We start from the raw sequence: 14,205 nt of genomic DNA on the forward strand, positions 1-14,205 counted from the left end.
TGTGTTTGGTCTCCCGTTGTTGATTGATAAATGTTGTTTATTCGTTGATTCGATCGCCTTCTGGTGCGGGATGGCGGTAATTCCAAAAAATACTTTGCATTAATCGGAATCGAGGTCCATACTCTGAACTTCGGGATTTCCAGGCAGTGTTTTGTGCCTACGCCGTACCCTGCTAGTAGCTTCTAGCTGCCAGCTTTTCGGTTTGCCAGCTCCTCGGTCTTGATCTCGTATTTCCCGGACAATTTATTGTCCACCTGTATATTTTTTACCAAGGATGCTAAAAATGGCAAATGGTACCGTTAAGTGGTTCAACGACGCTAAAGGCTTCGGCTTCATCTCCCCGTCTGAAGGCGGCGAAGACCTGTTCGCTCACTTCTCCGCAATTCAAGGCAATGGTTTCAAGACCTTGGCCGAAAACCAGAAGGTGACCTTCGATATCGTCACCGGCCCGAAGGGCAAGCAAGCTGCCAACATTCGCCCGGTTGAATAAACCACGCGATAGCGCAAGCTGATAAAAGCCCGGTTCGCCGGGCTTTTTTACGTTTACATGATGCTGTTTTCCGGTTGCACATGGCATGCCGGGCGCTGATAATCCTTGTTTCACCCGACAACAAGGAGACAACAATGCAACGCAGAACTTTCATCGTCGCTGCCGCGGCTACCTGTATGCTGATTAGCGGTACCGTGCAGGCCCAGAGCTACCGGGCCGAGTATCGTCTGTCGACGACCTTGGGGACGGCATTCCCATGGGGGCAGGCTGGCGAGCGCTGGGCCGAGTTGGTTAAGGAAAAGACCCAGGGGCGGATCAATATCAAGCTTTATTCCGGCAACTCGCTGGTCGGTGGCGATCAGACGCGTGAATTCACCGCGATCCGCCAGGGGGTGATCGATATGTCGATCGGTTCGACCATCAACTGGTCGCCGCAGGTCAAGGAGTTGAACCTGTTCTCGCTGCCTTTCCTGATGCCCGATTACAAGGCGATTGATGCGCTGACCCAGGGCGAAGTCGGCAAGGAACTGTTCGCCGTGCTGGAAAAGCGCGAAGTGGTGCCGCTGGCCTGGGGTGAGAACGGTTTCCGCGAAATGTCGAACTCCAAGCGGGCGATTACTTCGCCGGCTGACATGAAAGGCATGAAATTCCGTGTCGTCGGTTCGCCGCTCTATAACGAAACCTTCTCCGCACTGGGCGCCAATCCGACCCAGATGAGCTGGGCTGATGCGCAGCCGGCGCTGGCGTCCGGCGCGGTCGACGGTCAGGAAAACCCGCTTTCCGTGTTCGTGGCCGCCAAGCTGTCCACCGTCGGCCAGAAATACCTGACTCTCTGGCACTACGTCGCCGATCCGCTGATCTTCGTGGTCAACAAGCAGGTATGGGCGAGCTGGACGCCGGCTGACCGCGAGGCGGTGAGGCAGGCTGCGCTGCAGGCTGGGCGTGAGAATGTCGAGAAGGCGCGCAAGGGCATTGCCGGTAACGACAATGCCGTGCTCAAGCAGATCGAGGCCGCCGGCGTGACGGTGACCAATCCGACGGCCGAGCAGCGCGCTGCTTTTGTTCAGGCGACCCGCCCGGTTTACGACAAGTGGAGCAAGACCATTGGTGCGGATCTGGTGAAGAAGGCTGAAACGGCCATCGCCAAGCGCTGAGTTGTCGATGTCTGAAAATAACAATGCCGTCGCCACCGGCGGCAAGCTGACGCTGGCCGCGGTCGAGCGTTTTCTGATGGCCGCATCGATGGGCTTGCTCTGCCTGTTGACGATGGCCAACGTCCTGGTGCGCTACTTCACCGATATTTCCTTCGCCTTTACCGAGGAGATTTCGGTGGCGCTGATGGTCGTCATGACCTTGATCGGCGCTTCGCACGCCTTTGCCAGCAATCACCATATTGCCATCACTTTCTTCGTCGACCGCCGGCCGGCCTTGCTCGGGCTGGCTCGTCGCTTTGCCGTGCTGTGTTCGCTGGTGATGTTCGCGCTGCTCGCCTGGTACGGCGTTTCGATGGCCTGGGATGACTACAGCTTCGAGGTCACTTCGCCGTCCCTGGGCGTGCCGCAGTGGTGGTACACCGTCTGGTTGCCGGTGCTCTCCATCGTCATCGTGCTGCGTTTGCTGGTTGTGTTGTGGCGGGGGGTGAAATGATGGATTGGCTACTCTTTGGCGTCTTCATCTTCCTGATGCTGAGCGGGGTGCCGCTGGCGGTGGCGATGGGGCTGGCCGGCATCGCCGTGGTCGGCGCCGCCGATCTTGGCATGATGTCGTTACCGACCAATGTCTATACGGGGATCGCCAAGTACCCGCTGATGGCGATTCCGGTTTTCGTCATTGCTGGCCTGATCTTCGAGCGGGCCGGCGTTGCGGCGACCATCGTCCGCTTCGCCTCGGCCCTGGTCGGCCAGCGGCGCGGCAGCCTGGCCATTGTCGCTATTCTGGTGGCGATGATCCTTGGCGGCATCTCAGGCTCGGGGCCGGCCGATTCGGCGGCGGTCGGGGCGGTGATGCTGCCCTCGATGCTGAAGGCCGGCTATCCGCGTTCCTTCACGGCGGGCGTTATCGCGGCGGCCGGTTCGACGGACATCCTGATTCCGCCGTCGATCGCCTTCGTCATCTATAGCCTGCTCGTGCCGCAAGCCTCGGTGCCGGCATTGTTCGCGGCCGGCATGATTCCGGGCATCCTGTCCGGCTTGACGCTGATCCTGGTCGCCTGGTGGTTGTCGGTCAGGAACAACTTCGAGGCCGAACCGGCCGAACCGCGCCCGCCGTTCTGGCAGAGTCTGAAAGAGGCGGGTTGGGGGTTGCTGGCGCCGGTCATTATCCTCGGCGGCATGCGCAGCGGCTTTTTTACGCCGACCGAGGCGGCCGTGGTTGCCGTCTTCTACGGGTTGCTGGTTGGCATGGTGATCTACCGGACCCTGACCTGGAAAGAGGTCTATCAGGTGCTGGTCGAGTCGGCCGAGATCTCTTCGGTGATCCTGACTGTCGTCGCGCTGGCCAGTGTCTTCGCCTGGGGCAGCAATACGCTGGGCACCTTCGATCATCTGGCGGCAACCCTGCTCGGCACCGGGCTGTCGGAAATCCCGATGCTGCTCAGCATCCAGTTGCTGCTGCTGATCGCCGGCATGTTCCTCGACGCCATCTCGATCTACTTCATCTTCCTGCCGCTGCTCATCCCGATCGCCATCCACTTCAACTGGGATCTGGTCTGGTTCGGCGTCATCATCACGATGAACATGGCGCTCGGCCAGTTCCATCCGCCGCTCGGCGTCAATCTGATGGTGACCTGCCGGATGGCCGGGGTCTCGATGGAATCGACGGTGCCCTGGGTGTTGTGGATGGTGGCGGCGATGGCGGGGACGATGATGCTGGTCACCTTTGTCTCGGATTTGGCGCTTTGGTTGCCGCGTCACCTCGGCTATCTGTAGGGCTCTGCTAAAATGGCGGTTTCGCCCTTTTAGCAAGAGCCCCCGTGACGACCATCACCATTGCCCTGTCCAAGGGCCGCATTTTTGACGAAACCCTGCCGCTGCTCGCGGCGGCGGGGATCGTCCCGACCGAAAACCCGGAAACCTCGCGCAAGCTGATCATCGAGACCAATCGTCCCGAAGTCCGCGTTGTCATCGTCCGCGCTACCGATGTCCCGACCTACGTCCAGTACGGTGCGGCCGATCTCGGCGTTGCCGGCCGCGACGTGATGATCGAGCATGGCGGCGAAGGCCTCTATTCGCCGCTCGACCTGAAGATCGCCAAGTGCCGGATGATGGTCGCCGTGCCGGAAGGTTTCGATTACCAGAACGCGGTGCGCCAAGGCGCCCGCCTGAAGGTGGCTTCCAAGTACATCAAGACGGCCCGGGAACATTTCGCCAGCAAGGGCGTCCATGTCGACTTGATCAAACTGTACGGTTCGATGGAGCTGGCACCGCTGGCTGGCCTGGCCGACGCCATCGTCGATCTGGTATCGACCGGCGGCACGCTGAAGGCCAACAAGCTGGTCGCGGTCGAGGACATCATGCTGATTTCCTCGCGGCTGGTCGTCAATCAGGCCTCGCTCAAGGTCAAGCGCGAAACCCTGCAACCGATTATCGACGCCTTTGCCCAGGCGGTGGAGAAGTAAGCCCATGGTCGACATCAAGCGCCTTGCTACGGTAGACGCCGATTTCACGGCAAAAATGGATGCGCTGCTCGCTTTCGAGGCGGCGCAGGACGAAGGCATCGAGCGAACCGTGATCGGCATCCTGGCCGACGTCAAGGCGCGCGGCGATGCGGCGGTCGTCGAATACAGCAACCAGTTCGACCGGCTGACGGCCGGCAGCATGGCCGATCTCGAACTGTCGAAAGCCGAGATGCAGCGGGCCCTCGACGGCCTGCCTGTGGCGCAGCGGCAGGCGCTGGAAGCGGCCGCCCAGCGCGTTCGCGTCTATCACGAGAAGCAGCGGCTGGAAGGTTGGTCCTACACCGAAGCCGACGGCACCATGCTCGGCCAGATGATTACTCCGCTCGATCGCGTCGGCCTCTACGTGCCGGGTGGCAAGGCCGCCTATCCGTCGTCGGTGCTGATGAACGCGATTCCTGCCAAGGTCGCCGGCGTCAAGGAACTGATCATGGTCGTCCCGACCCCGGGCGGCGAGCACAACGCGCTGGTCCTGGCAGCGGCCTGTTTGGCCGGCGTTGATCGCGTGTTCACCATCGGCGGCGCGCAGGCGGTGGGGGCGCTGGCTTACGGCACGCAAACCGTGCCGCAGGTCGACAAGATCGTCGGCCCCGGCAATGCCTATGTCGCCTGCGCCAAGCGCCGGGTTTTCGGCATCGTCGGTATCGACATGGTGGCCGGTCCTTCCGAAATCCTCGTCGTGACCGACGGTTCTGGCGACCCTGACTGGGTGGCGATGGACCTCTTCTCGCAGGCCGAGCACGACGAACTGGCGCAGTCGATTCTGATTTGTACCGATGCCGCTTATATCGAGCGTGTTCAGGCCAGCATCGAAAAGCTGCTGCCGACCATGCCGCGCCGCGAGGTGATCGAAACCTCGCTGCGCAATCGCGGTGCCTTCATCCTGGTTCGTGACATGGAAGAGGCGGTCGCCATCGCCAACCGCGTCGCGCCGGAACACCTCGAACTGGCGCTGGCCGACCCGGACCCGTGGGTGGCCAAGATTCACCACGCCGGAGCCATCTTCATCGGTCACTACACCTCGGAATCGCTCGGCGACTACTGCGCCGGCCCGAACCACGTGCTGCCGACGTCAGGCAGTGCGCGCTTCTCGTCGCCGCTCGGCGTTTACGATTTCCAGAAGCGGACCAGCCTGATCAAGGTCTCGAAAGCTGGCGCCCAGACGCTGGGCAAGATTGCTTCGACGCTGGCGCATGGCGAAGGTTTGCCGGCGCATGCCAAGTCGGCCGAGTTCCGGCTGGAAAATTGAGTCGGAAATTGGCCGGAAAACGGCGTTGACCGCAGCAATCAGCGAAAACCAAAGCCGCCCGGATCTCCGGGCGCTTTTTTTGGGCTTTTCCGGCGTCGGCCTGTCCGGCTTCGGTGGTGTGCTGCCCTTCGCCCGCCGCATGCTGGTCGAGCAAAAGGCCTGGCTGACGGCTGAGGAGTTCAATGCCCAGCTCGGACTCTGCCAGTTCCTGCCGGGGCCGAACGTGATCAACCTGGCCGTCGTCGTCGGCAAGCGCTATCAGGGCGTGGCTGGCGCCATCGTGGCGCCGCTTGGCCTGCTGGCCGGACCGTTTGCCATCGTCTTGCTGCTCGCCATGCTCTACGACCGCTACGGCAGCCTGCCGCTCGCCCAGTCCATGCTGCGCGGCATCGCCGCCGTCGGTTGCGGCCTGCTCTTCGCGATGGCCTGGCGGATGGGCGTGGCGATCAAGGACAAACCGCTTTTCCTGCCGTTTACAGCGTTGACCGTCGTGGCCATTGCCGGCCTGCGCTGGCCGATGCCGGCCGTGATGCTCGGCGGCCTGCTGCTGGCTGGCGGGCTGGCCTACTGGAAGCTGGGGCGGCGATGAGTCTGGTCGTCGAACTCTTTCTCGAATTCGCGCTGCTTTCTTTCGTCGCTTTCGGCGGCGCCACCGCGCTGCTGCCGGAAATGCACCGGGTCGTGGTCGATAACCACCACTGGCTCGACGACGCCACCTTTACCCATCTCTATGCCATAGCCCAGGCGGCGCCGGGGCCGAATGTGCTGGTCGTGACGCTGATCGGCTGGGAAATCGCCGGGCTGCTCGGCGCATTGGCCGCGACGCTGGCTATGTGTCTGCCGATGAGCGTGCTGATCTACTTGCTGATCGACCGCTGGGAGGGTTTTGCCGGCCGGCGCTGGCAAAAGGCGATCAGCCTGGGCGTCGCACCGCTGGCGGTCGGCCTCGTCTTTTCCGGAGCGACGTTGATTGCGCAGGCCGCCGGCTTTGGCCGGGCGGCCTGGGGGCTGGTAGCCGTCAGCGTTGCGGTCAATTTGCGCAGCAAACTGCACCCGCTGTGGCTGATCGGCGCCGGCGCGCTGATCGGCCTGCTGGGCTGGGTCTAACCGTCAGGCCTGGCCGCTGGCGCTCTGGTCGGAGCGCAGTTCGTCGAGCAGGTTGGCGAGGCGGTGCGACTGGTCGGCCAGTTCGGGCAGCATCAGGTCGGCTGAATCGGCCATGCCGTTCACGCTGAGTTCAAGGATTTCGTTGGCGATGGCGTGGAAGCGCTTATGCACGGCGATCAAACGCTGGAACTCGGGCTGCTCGGCGCCGGCGCCGGTCGCTGCGGCCAGGGCTTGGCCGAGGGTGCAGCCGCGATGGTCGGAGAGCGGCATGTCGGCGTAACTGCCGGCCGCGAAGGCCGTCATGAATTGCCGGCGCCAGGTGTTGTGCAGGCGGATGGCTTCGTCAAAGTTGATTTTCTGCATCGCGTCTTCCCCTAGTTCAGGATGCTGGTCAGGGCGGCGGTCAGTGCCTGGCATTCGGCGTCCGTGCCAACCGTGATGCGCAGGAATTGCTCAATGCGCGGCAGCTTGAAGTGGCGGACGATAATACTCTTTTCGCGCAGCGCCAGCGCCAGTTGCGCCGCATCGCGCTGCAGGTGGCGGGCGAAGATGAAGTTGGCGGCCGAAGGCAGGACTTCGAAGCCGAGGGCCTGCAGTCCGCCGGTCAACGTGTCGCGGGTGGCAATAACCGCCTGGCAGCATTGCTCGAAATAGGCGGCGTCTTCCATCGCGGCGACGGCGCCGACAATGGCCAGGCGATCCAGCGGGTAGGAGTTGAAGCTGTTCTTGACCCGTTCCAGCGCCTCGATCAGCGCCGGGTGGCCGACCGCGAAGCCGACGCGCAACCCGGCCAGCGAGCGGGACTTGGACAGGGTGTGGATGACCAGCAGGTTGTCGTAACGATCGACCAGCGAAATGGCGCTGTCGCCGCCGAAATCGACATAGGCCTCATCGACGACGACCACCGAATCCGGATTGCCCTGGAGGATCTGCTCGATGGCATCGAGCGCCAGCAGTCGGCCAGTCGGCGCATTCGGGTTGGGGAAAATGATGCCGCCGTTCGGTCGACCGCGGTAATCGGCCGGATTGATCGAAAAATCCTCGGCCAGCGGCACGCTTTCGTGGGCGACGCCATACAGCCCGCAATAAACAGGATAAAAACTGTAGGTGATGTCCGGGAAGAGGATCGGCTGATCGTGCTTGAGCAGGGCCATGAAAACATGGGCCAGCACCTCGTCGGAGCCGTTGCCGACGAAAATCTGCTGGGCCGTGACGCCATGTGTCTTGGCGATGGCACTCTTCAGCAGGTCGGCATTTGGATCGGGGTAAAGGCGCAGGCGCGCCGCGTCGTCGCCCAACTCGCCCTGAATCGCCGCCAGCACCTTGGGTGAGGGCGGAAATGGGTTCTCGTTGGTGTTGAGCTTGATCAGGTTTGCGAGCTTGGGTTGCTCGCCCGGCACGTAGGGGGTTAGGTCGCGGACGACCTGGCTCCAGAAGCGACTCATGGGGGTTTTCACGGAAAGCTTAAAAGTAGGCCGAAATGGTATCATGGCCCTCCGTTCAAACGCCTTTTGCAGCCTTTATCCATGCGGCAAGCCGAAATTACTCGCAACACGCTGGAGACGCAGATTACCGTGCGTCTCGATCTCGATGGTACCGGTCAGGGCAAGTTCGCCACCGGCGTTCCCTTTCTCGATCACATGCTCGACCAGATTGCCCGGCACGGCCTGATCGATCTCGATATCGAGGCCAACGGCGATCTGCACATCGATGCCCATCATACGGTCGAGGACATCGGCATCACCTTCGGCCAGGCGCTGGCCAAGGCCTGGGGCGACAAGAAGGGCCTGACCCGCTACGGCCACAGCTACGTGCCGCTCGACGAGGCGCTGTCGCGTGTCGTCATCGACCTCTCCGGTCGCCCGGGCCTGGAAATGCATGTCGATTTCACGCGCGCCGCGATTGGCAGCTTCGATGTCGATCTGTTCAGCGAGTTCTTCCACGGCTTGGTCAACCACGCCGGCATGACGCTGCATATCGACAACCTGCGCGGCAAGAATGCCCACCACCAGGCGGAAACCATCTTCAAGGCCTTCGGCCGCGCGCTGCGCATGGCGGTGACGCCCGATGCGCGCATGGCCGGCGTCATGCCCTCGACGAAGGGCTCGCTGTGACGGCGGCAGGCAAGACGATTGCCGTCATCGACTACGGCATGGGGAACCTGCGTTCGGTGTCGAAGGCGCTGGAGCATGTGGCTGGCGACAAGCAGGTCATCGTCACCGCCGATCCGGCCGTCGTCGCGGCGGCCGAGCGCGTCGTCTTCCCTGGGCAGGGCGCGATGCCCGACTGCATGCGCGAACTGGAGGCGCGCGGCCTGCGTGCCGCCGTGCTGCAGGCGGCCAAGGACAAGCCGTTTTTGGGGATTTGTATCGGCCAGCAAATGCTGTTCGCGCATAGCGACGAAGGCAACGTGCCCGGCTTGGGCATTTTTCCGGGCGAGGTCAAGCGCTTCCCCGAAGAGAAAATGCTGGGGGCCGACGGCCTGCGCCTGAAAGTGCCGCACATGGGCTGGAACGAGGTGCAGCAGAAACCGCATGCCATGTGGGCCGGCATTGCAGACGGCGCCCGCTTCTATTTCGTGCATAGCTACTGCGTGCAGCCGGCCGATCCGGCGCTGACCACCGGCATCTGCGACTACGGCATCCCCTTTACCTGTGCAGTGGGCCGGGATAATATCTTCGCGGTTCAATTCCACCCCGAGAAAAGCGCTCGCGATGGTCTGCAACTCCTGAAGAATTTTGTTGAGTGGCGTCCCTGATACGCATCCGTCGAGTTTCTACTTTTCTGATACCCCCACATGCTGATTATTCCCGCCATTGATTTGAAGGACGGCCAGTGCGTTCGTCTGAAGCAGGGCCTGATGGAACAGGCCACCGTTTTCTCCGATAGCCCGGCCGACATGGCTCGCCATTGGGTCGCGCAAGGCGCCCGTCGCCTGCATCTGGTCGACCTGAACGGCGCCTTTGCCGGCAAGCCGAAAAATGCGGCGGCAATCCGTGCCATCCTCGATGTCGTCGGTGACGACATCCCGGTTCAGCTCGGTGGCGGCATCCGTGATCTCGACACCATCGAGGCCTGCCTCGACGGCGGTCTGTCCTACGTCATCATCGGCACCGCCGCGGTCAAGAATCCCGGCTTCCTGCACGATGCCTGCGTCGCCTTCCCCGGCCACATCATCGTCGGCCTCGATGCCAAGGACGGCAAGGTGGCGACCGATGGCTGGTCCAAACTGACTGGCCACGACGTGGTCGATCTGGCCAAGAAATACGAGGATTACGGCGTCGAGTCGATCATCTACACCGACATCGGCCGCGACGGCATGCTTTCCGGCCTCAATATCGATGCGACGGTCCGCCTCGCCCAGGCGCTGACCATTCCGGTCATCGCTTCCGGCGGCCTCTCCAATTTCGACGACATCAAGGCCCTGTGTGCCGTTGAAGGCGAAGGCGTCGTCGGCACCATCGCCGGCCGTGCCGTCTATGACGGCTCGCTGGATTTCGCTGCGGCACAGAAGATGGCCGACGAACTCATGGTCAAAGCGGGCGTCTGATGCTCGCCAAACGCATCATCCCTTGTCTTGACGTCACGGCTGGCCGTGTCGTCAAGGGCACCAACTTCGTTGACCTGCGCGATGCCGGCGACCCGATCGAGATCGCCCGCCGCTACGACGAGCAGGGCGCCGACGAGGTAACTTTCCTCGACATCACGGCGTCCAGCGATCAGCGCGACATCATCCTGCATATCGTCGAAGCCTGCGCCGAGCAGGTTTTCATTCCGCTGACGGTGGGCGGTGGCGTGCGCAAGGTCGAAGACGTGCGGCGCCTGCTCAACGCCGGGGCCGACAAGGTGTCGATGAACACGGCGGCGGTGCAGAACCCGGATCTGGTTTTCGATGCATCGAGCAAGGTCGGTTCGCAGTGCATCGTCGTCGCCATCGATGCCAAGCAGGTCGCGCCGGGCCAGTGGCACGTGTTTACGCACGGCGGCCGCAACGATACCGGCTTGGCTGCGGTCGACTGGGCAAAAAAGGTCGAAATGCTCGGTGCCGGTGAAATCCTGCTGACCAGCATGGACCGCGATGGCACCAAGAATGGCTTCGATCTGGCGCTGACCCGCGCCGTCTCCGACGCGGTGAAAATTCCGGTGATCGCTTCCGGCGGGGTCGGCAATCTGCAGCATCTGGCCGACGGCGTCACCGAAGGTCGCGCCGATGCGGTGCTGGCTGCGTCGATTTTCCATTTCGGTGAGTACACCGTGCGCCAGGCCAAGGAATACATGGCGGCGCGTGGTATCGAAGTCCGCTTGTGAGCGATCTCGACAACTCCCTGGACTGGCTGGCGGCGTTGAAATGGGACGCCGACGGCATGATCCCTGCCATCGCCCAGGATGAAAGCGGGCGGGTCGTGATGTTCGCCTGGATGAATCGCGAGTCCTTGCAGGAAACGGTCACTTCCGGCCACGCGGTATACTGGTCGCGTTCGCGAAAGCGCTTGTGGCGCAAGGGTGAGGAGTCGGGCCATTTCCAGAAAGTGAAGGCCATCCGCACCGATTGCGACGGCGACGTATTGCTGCTGGCGATTGAACAGGTGGGCGGCATTGCCTGTCATACGGGACGTGAAAGCTGTTTTTTCAATGAATTACAGGGGGAGCGCTGGCTGCCCGCTGATCCGGTTTTGAAAGACCCGAAGGAAATCTATAAATGAGCACGCATGACATCCTGCACCGTCTCTCCGACACGCTGGCTTCCCGTCGTAATGCCGATCCGGAAAAGTCTTACACCGCCAAGCTGTTCTCCGAGGGTCCGGATTCGATCCTGAAGAAGATCGGCGAGGAGTGCGCCGAGTTGATCATGGCCGCCAAGGATGGCAAAAAGCTGAACATCGTCTGGGAATCGACGGACGTGATCTATCACGTGCTGGTTCTGCTTGCCTTCTACGGCTTGAGCATCGAGGACGTTTCGCAGGAAATGCGCCGCCGCGAAGGCATTTCCGGCATCGACGAAAAGGCGGCGCGGGGTAGCAAGTGAGCGACTGCATTTTCTGCAAGATCGTCGAAGGCAAGATCCCGGCCACGAAAGTCTTCGAGGACGAGGATATTCTCGCCTTCAACGATATCAACCCGGTCCGCCCGGTCCATGTGCTGGTCATTCCGAAAAAGCACATCACGTCGCTGGCGACGGCTGGCGCCGACGATACGGTCGTGCTTGGCAAAATCCTGGCCAAGGCCAATGAAATTGCGGTGGCTCAAGGCAGCCCGGACGGCTTTCGCGTCATCATCAACACAGGCCGTGTGGGGCAGCAGGAAGTCGAGCATCTGCACGCGCATATCGTGGGCGGACCGGACCCGGTCGGCCCCATGCTCAAACGCATCTAGGAGACAATCATGGGCAGTTTTTCCATTTGGCACTGGCTGATCGTACTGGTCATCGTCATGCTGGTTTTCGGTACCAAGAAATTGCGCAATGTCGGTCAGGATCTGGGCGGCGCCGTCAAGGGCTTCAAGGACGGCATGAAGGAAGCGAATGCCGACAAGCCGGCCGACGCTCAGCCCACCCAGCCCACCCAGCAGGTGGGTGGCCAAACCATCGACGTCGAAGTCAAGGAAAAGACCAAGTCTTGATGGCGAGCGGGCCTCGCCCGTTCGTTGCCAAAGCTTTAAAACATGTTTGATATCGGCTTTTCCGAACTCATGGTTATCGGCGTCGTCGCCCTGCTCGTCATCGGGCCGGAGCGACTGCCGAAGGTCGCGCGTACGCTCGGGCATTTGCTCGGCCGGGCGCAGCGTTACGTTAACGACGTCAAATCCGACATCAATCGCGAAATTCAGCTCGACGAGTTGAAGAAATTGCAAACGCAGGTGACCGATTCGGCACGTGCGCTTGAGGATTCCGTGCGTAAAGAATACGAAACGGCCCGCAGCGTGGTCGAGACCCCGGCCCAGGAGGCGGTCGCTGGTCTGGAAGCCGCCACCAAACAAGTTGCCGAGAGTGCGCCCGCGTTGACTGAAACATTGAACAAGCCGGCTGCATGAGCGATACTCAGGAAGACTCTTTCATTTCGCACCTGGTCGAGTTGCGCGACCGTTTGCTGCGTAGCCTGATCGCCGTGGCCATCGTGCTCGGGGGGCTCTGTCTCTATCCCGGACCGGGGGTAATTTACGACATCCTGGCCGCGCCGCTGACCAGCGCACTGCCGGAAGGCACCAAGATGGTGGCGATTGGCGTCATTACGCCCTTCATGGTTCCGCTGAAGGTGACGGCGATGGTCGCTTTCATCATCGCCTTGCCCTTCATTCTTTTTCAGGCCTGGGCCTTCATTGCGCCGGGACTCTATGCCCACGAGAAGCGCCTTGGCATTCCGCTGATCATTTCCAGCACCCTGCTGTTCGTGCTGGGCATGTCCTTCTGCTACTTCTTCGTGTTCGGCCAGGTCTTTCACTTCATAAACAGCTTTGCGCCTAAGAGCATTACGCCGGCGCCGGATATCGAAGCTTACCTGTCCTTCGTGATGACCATGTTCCTGGCCTTCGGTATCGCCTTCGAGGTGCCGGTGGCGCTGGTGGTACTGGTCAAGCTCGGCGTAGTGACGGTTGAAAAACTAGTCGAGTGGCGGTCCTACTTCATTGTGGGCGCCTTCGTCGTGGCTGCAGTGGTGACGCCGCCGGATGTGGTTTCGCAACTGGCACTGGCCATTCCGATGTGTCTGCTCTACGAGTTGGGCATTCTGGCTTCACGCTTCATTTCGAAGCCAACCCCAGCGGTCGACGCTGCTGCCGAGGCAAAAATGGACGCGGCGATGGATCAGGCGGAAGACGAGTTCCGCAAGCTCTCCGGCAAGTAATCAGCCGGCTTTGCGCTCGGGCCCGGGGCGGGTCGCGAGCGATTGCACCACTTCCCCTTCCTCGAACCACCACAGCGTGCCGCGCGCCATCGACAACCAGGCTTCGTTGTCGGTCAGCGGCTGCGTGGCGATCACCGCCACCCGGTCGTCGGGACTGGTCAGCGAACTGAAGTCGACGGTGACGTCCTGATCGTTCAGGTGGGCCTGGGTAAAGGGCGCCTGACGCACGATGTAGGTCAGCTGGGTCGAGGCGTGAGCGAACAGGCAATCACCGTTGGAAAGCAGGAAATTGAACTCACCGTAGGATGCGATTTCCAGCGTCAGCGCATGCAGCGCGGCGAACAGTTCGCTGCGGGCCGGGCTGTTGCTGCCAAAGCGCTGGCGCAGTTGCTGCAGCAGCCAGCAGAAGGCCCGCTCGCTGTCGGTCAGCCCGACCGGGACAAAGCTGCCGTCGAGTTCCGGGGCGAAGTTGAGCAGGTTGCCGTTATGGGCGAAGATCCAGTAACGACCCCATAACTCGCGCATGAACGGGTGCGTGTTCTCCAGGCCGATTGCGCCCTGGGTCGCCTTGCGAATATGGGCGATGACGTTCTTCGAGCGGATCGGGTAGGCACGGACCAGTTCGGCCACCGGTGACGAGCAGGAGGGCTGTGGATCAAGAAAGATCCGGGTGCCCTTGCCTTCGAAAAAGGCGATGCCCCAGCCATCAGAATGGACATCGGTTGCCCCGCCACGGGCCTGGAAACCGGTGAAGGAAAAGCAAATGTCGGTCGGCACATTGCAGTTCATGCCCAGAAGTTGGCACATTTTACGTACTCCTTGGCCCGCAGAATGCCGGGGCCGTCAT

At 61.7% G+C, this 14,205-nt stretch carries 21 protein-coding genes; 18 read left to right on the forward strand and 3 right to left on the reverse strand.

Annotated features, from left to right (window positions below; genetic code table 11):
- Positions 1–283 precede the first annotated feature (283 nt).
- The 8 genes from AT959_RS07055 to AT959_RS07090 all read left to right on the forward strand — a co-directional run bounded on the left by AT959_RS07055 (position 284) and on the right by AT959_RS07090 (position 6,519).
- Complete coding sequence (locus tag AT959_RS07055) at positions 284–490, forward strand: cold-shock protein (protein ID WP_066882050.1); 207 nt, start codon at positions 284–286, stop codon at positions 488–490.
- Positions 491–624: 134 nt separating this feature from the next.
- A complete protein-coding gene (locus AT959_RS07060) occupies positions 625–1,644 on the forward strand; it encodes a DctP family TRAP transporter solute-binding subunit (RefSeq protein WP_066882052.1) in 1,020 nt (339 codons plus the stop codon).
- Positions 1,645–1,651: 7 nt separating this feature from the next.
- A complete protein-coding gene (locus AT959_RS07065) occupies positions 1,652–2,137 on the forward strand; it encodes a TRAP transporter small permease (RefSeq protein ID WP_066882054.1) in 486 nt (161 codons plus the stop codon).
- On the forward strand, positions 2,134–3,417 hold the full coding sequence (locus AT959_RS07070; protein ID WP_066882056.1) for a TRAP transporter large permease: 1,284 nt from the start codon (positions 2,134–2,136) through the stop codon (positions 3,415–3,417). The genes AT959_RS07065 and AT959_RS07070 overlap by 4 nt, the downstream gene beginning before the upstream one ends.
- Before the next feature lie 44 nt (positions 3,418–3,461).
- Positions 3,462–4,106: an ATP phosphoribosyltransferase gene (gene hisG / locus AT959_RS07075; RefSeq protein WP_066882058.1), complete on the forward strand. Its 645-nt coding sequence runs from the start codon at positions 3,462–3,464 to the stop codon at positions 4,104–4,106.
- Between the two features lie 4 nt (positions 4,107–4,110).
- Positions 4,111–5,412: a histidinol dehydrogenase gene (gene hisD, locus AT959_RS07080; protein ID WP_066882060.1), complete on the forward strand. Its 1,302-nt coding sequence runs from the start codon at positions 4,111–4,113 to the stop codon at positions 5,410–5,412.
- 25 nt (positions 5,413–5,437) lie between these two features.
- Positions 5,438–6,001: a chromate transporter gene (locus AT959_RS07085; protein WP_066882062.1), complete on the forward strand. Its 564-nt coding sequence runs from the start codon at positions 5,438–5,440 to the stop codon at positions 5,999–6,001.
- Entirely contained in the window at positions 5,998–6,519 is a 522-nt protein-coding gene (locus AT959_RS07090) for a chromate transporter (RefSeq protein ID WP_066882064.1), read from the forward strand. The genes AT959_RS07085 and AT959_RS07090 overlap by 4 nt, the downstream gene beginning before the upstream one ends.
- A gap of 3 nt (positions 6,520–6,522) precedes the next feature.
- On the opposite strand, the gene AT959_RS07095 is transcribed toward AT959_RS07090, so the two are convergent.
- A complete protein-coding gene (locus AT959_RS07095) occupies positions 6,523–6,882 on the reverse strand; it encodes a CZB domain-containing protein (protein ID WP_066882066.1) in 360 nt (119 codons plus the stop codon).
- Between the two features lie 11 nt (positions 6,883–6,893).
- Complete coding sequence (hisC, locus tag AT959_RS07100) at positions 6,894–7,964, reverse strand: histidinol-phosphate transaminase (RefSeq protein WP_066882068.1); 1,071 nt, start codon at positions 7,962–7,964, stop codon at positions 6,894–6,896.
- An 81-nt stretch (positions 7,965–8,045) separates the two neighbouring features.
- On the opposite strand from hisC, the gene hisB reads away from it, so the two are divergent.
- Genes hisB through tatC form a run of 10 tightly spaced genes read left to right on the forward strand, consistent with a single transcriptional unit; the run spans position 8,046 to position 13,358 of the window.
- Positions 8,046–8,633 (forward strand): imidazoleglycerol-phosphate dehydratase HisB, encoded by a 588-nt coding sequence (gene hisB, locus AT959_RS07105; protein ID WP_066882070.1) that lies wholly within the window; start codon positions 8,046–8,048, stop codon positions 8,631–8,633.
- Positions 8,630–9,277, forward strand: a complete 648-nt coding sequence (gene hisH, locus AT959_RS07110; protein ID WP_083518269.1) for an imidazole glycerol phosphate synthase subunit HisH — start codon at positions 8,630–8,632, stop codon at positions 9,275–9,277. The genes hisB and hisH overlap by 4 nt, the downstream gene beginning before the upstream one ends.
- A gap of 39 nt (positions 9,278–9,316) precedes the next feature.
- The gene (hisA, locus tag AT959_RS07115) at positions 9,317–10,069 is read left to right on the forward strand and encodes a 1-(5-phosphoribosyl)-5-[(5-phosphoribosylamino)methylideneamino]imidazole-4-carboxamide isomerase (protein WP_066882072.1); all 753 of its coding nucleotides are present in this window, start codon (positions 9,317–9,319) and stop codon (positions 10,067–10,069) included.
- Positions 10,069–10,827 carry an imidazole glycerol phosphate synthase subunit HisF gene (gene hisF / locus AT959_RS07120; RefSeq protein WP_066882074.1) on the forward strand — a complete coding sequence of 253 codons (759 nt, stop codon included), beginning with the start codon at positions 10,069–10,071 and terminating at the stop codon, positions 10,825–10,827. Before hisA ends, hisF begins: the two co-directional genes overlap by 1 nt.
- Positions 10,824–11,222, forward strand: coding sequence for a phosphoribosyl-AMP cyclohydrolase (hisI, locus tag AT959_RS07125; protein ID WP_066882076.1), 399 nt, complete (start codon positions 10,824–10,826; stop codon positions 11,220–11,222). Before hisF ends, hisI begins: the two co-directional genes overlap by 4 nt.
- Entirely contained in the window at positions 11,219–11,545 is a 327-nt protein-coding gene (locus AT959_RS07130) for a phosphoribosyl-ATP diphosphatase (RefSeq protein WP_066882078.1), read from the forward strand. Before hisI ends, AT959_RS07130 begins: the two co-directional genes overlap by 4 nt.
- The gene (locus tag AT959_RS07135; RefSeq protein WP_066882080.1) at positions 11,542–11,892 is read left to right on the forward strand and encodes a histidine triad nucleotide-binding protein; all 351 of its coding nucleotides are present in this window, start codon (positions 11,542–11,544) and stop codon (positions 11,890–11,892) included. Before AT959_RS07130 ends, AT959_RS07135 begins: the two co-directional genes overlap by 4 nt.
- 9 nt (positions 11,893–11,901) lie before the next feature.
- Positions 11,902–12,138 (forward strand): Sec-independent protein translocase subunit TatA, encoded by a 237-nt coding sequence (tatA, locus tag AT959_RS07140; RefSeq protein WP_066882083.1) that lies wholly within the window; start codon positions 11,902–11,904, stop codon positions 12,136–12,138.
- Positions 12,139–12,180: 42 nt separating this feature from the next.
- Positions 12,181–12,549, forward strand: a complete 369-nt coding sequence (gene tatB / locus AT959_RS07145) for a Sec-independent protein translocase protein TatB (protein WP_066882085.1) — start codon at positions 12,181–12,183, stop codon at positions 12,547–12,549.
- The gene (gene tatC, locus AT959_RS07150; protein WP_066882087.1) at positions 12,546–13,358 is read left to right on the forward strand and encodes a twin-arginine translocase subunit TatC; all 813 of its coding nucleotides are present in this window, start codon (positions 12,546–12,548) and stop codon (positions 13,356–13,358) included. Before tatB ends, tatC begins: the two co-directional genes overlap by 4 nt.
- Here the strand turns inward: tatC and AT959_RS07155 are convergent, their stop codons facing one another.
- Positions 13,359–14,165 carry a class II glutamine amidotransferase gene (locus AT959_RS07155; RefSeq protein ID WP_066882089.1) on the reverse strand — a complete coding sequence of 269 codons (807 nt, stop codon included), beginning with the start codon at positions 14,163–14,165 and terminating at the stop codon, positions 13,359–13,361.
- Positions 14,166–14,205 lie beyond the last annotated feature (40 nt).

Source organism: Dechloromonas denitrificans, from assembly GCF_001551835.1.
Taxonomy (GTDB): domain Bacteria; phylum Pseudomonadota; class Gammaproteobacteria; order Burkholderiales; family Rhodocyclaceae; genus Azonexus; species Azonexus denitrificans.